The sequence below is a fragment of the Paenibacillus sp. OK060 genome (genome assembly GCF_900101205.1).
Taxonomy (GTDB): Bacteria; Bacillota; Bacilli; order Paenibacillales; family Paenibacillaceae; genus Paenibacillus; species Paenibacillus marchantiae.
In genome coordinates, this window is sequence record NZ_FNFR01000025.1 from 1 (window position 1) to 1,480 (window position 1,480).

3 protein-coding genes are annotated in these 1,480 nt (G+C 38.2%); all 3 read left to right on the top strand.

Annotated elements, in window-relative coordinates; genetic code table 11:
- The first annotated feature begins 399 nt into the window (after positions 1 to 399).
- The 3 genes from BLS14_RS33675 to BLS14_RS33685 all read left to right on the top strand — a co-directional run bounded on the left by BLS14_RS33675 (position 400) and on the right by BLS14_RS33685 (position 1,459).
- Complete coding sequence (locus BLS14_RS33675) at positions 400 to 648, top strand: DNA/RNA non-specific endonuclease (RefSeq protein WP_072732978.1); 249 nt, start codon at positions 400 to 402, stop codon at positions 646 to 648.
- A gap of 136 nt (positions 649 to 784) precedes the next feature.
- Entirely contained in the window at positions 785 to 1,024 is a 240-nt protein-coding gene (locus BLS14_RS33680) for a DNA/RNA non-specific endonuclease (protein ID WP_063563798.1), read from the top strand.
- 93 nt (positions 1,025 to 1,117) lie between these two features.
- Positions 1,118 to 1,459 (top strand): GerAB/ArcD/ProY family transporter, encoded by a 342-nt coding sequence (locus BLS14_RS33685; RefSeq protein WP_371121760.1) that lies wholly within the window; start codon positions 1,118 to 1,120, stop codon positions 1,457 to 1,459.
- Positions 1,460 to 1,480 lie beyond the last annotated feature (21 nt).

Here is a 1,480-nt window from a genome sequence, read left to right on the forward strand (position 1 = left end):
GGATCCGAAATTTCAAGATATTCTAGTACTTCCGGTCCTCCGAATTTATTAAATACAAGTGCTTTCAAATGAGTGGCCTCCTCTTATATATTTTTCAAAAGCTCTGAAAGAACGGGCTTCTTTTATTGACTCCAAAACTTGCCTCTGCTTATGATACAGTTAACCCCGCTGTCTGTAACAGTAAGTTTATTTCGAAATTTAGGGAGCACAAAAGTACTTTCTCGGACAAAAGTTCTGTTATTCCAATTCCAAAATTGATTCACCGCTAATAGTAGTACCATTATTATTTCCTTCACAAATCTCTTTCATGCTCTCTTATTTGTTCAATTTCGTTCCATTGAGGTACGCTTACTTCTATACTTCTTCCTCTCACTTGTAATATTAGCTTATTATACCGTTGTGAATATCGACGGGAATGAACTGAGAGATCATGAAAGAGTCAGCTGGCGTTTCGATCCCAGAATTGATCAGCGCTACCAATGCGGCAATGAGTTGTACAAAGATAATAACATAGATAGAGGCCACCTGGTCAGAAGAAGAGATCCAATCTGGGGAAATGATAGCCACCAAGCAAACGAGGATACCTTTCATTTCACCAATTGCTCACCTCAACATAAAAATTTTAATCAAGGTAAGGATCTATGGTAAGGATTAGAAGATTATCTACTTAATCATGTGAGGAATAATAAACGAGAAGCATCTGTCTTCACTGGTCCTGTATTTCGCGAAAACGATATTGTTTACCGTGGAGTGAAAATTCCAGAGGATATTTTGGAAGGTAGTCGTGGTTGTAAAAGATGATGGGGAATTATCTGCAACGGCATACCTAGTATCTCAGAAGCAATTCATGAACGATCTGGAGGCAGATGTGCCCGGAGCATTTAAAACCTTCCAATTAAAAGTATCCTTAATTGAAGGCCTGACTGGTCTTGACTTTGGTAATCTCCGGAATCACGATCCATTAGAGCGAGTTGAATCCACGATCGGACATCTAATCGAAAACGAACAAGATATCTATCTGTAGGCTTGATTTGTTTTGAACATTCCCTCTACCATTATTGGTGAAGGGAATGTTCAATTTCTATACTAAATGTGTTGGCTGTTGACTATGGGAGACATGCTGTTTGTTTATCCTTCCTCAATTACTTCGTATGCCAAAGAAAGCTCTTTGATTTGTGCAATCGTTGGCATTCCACTGGGTGTTCTACTCATGCTTGTTTTTTTGAAAATCCATAAGGCAAGTGCAAACAATGGTTTTATACAATTTTGTATAAAAATGCTTGGCACAGGAATGGTATGTATATATTTGTTTTATTTTGCGATCAGTGCGTCTTCCCTAATTCGGAATGTAGCTGATTTTGTAAATACACAGTTGTACCCTTATACCCACTTCAAATTATCATGCTCATTTTTACGCTTACTACAGTGTGCTCACTCATCCAAGGAGTTGAAGTTTTAGGGAGGGTTAGTGAGATAATGG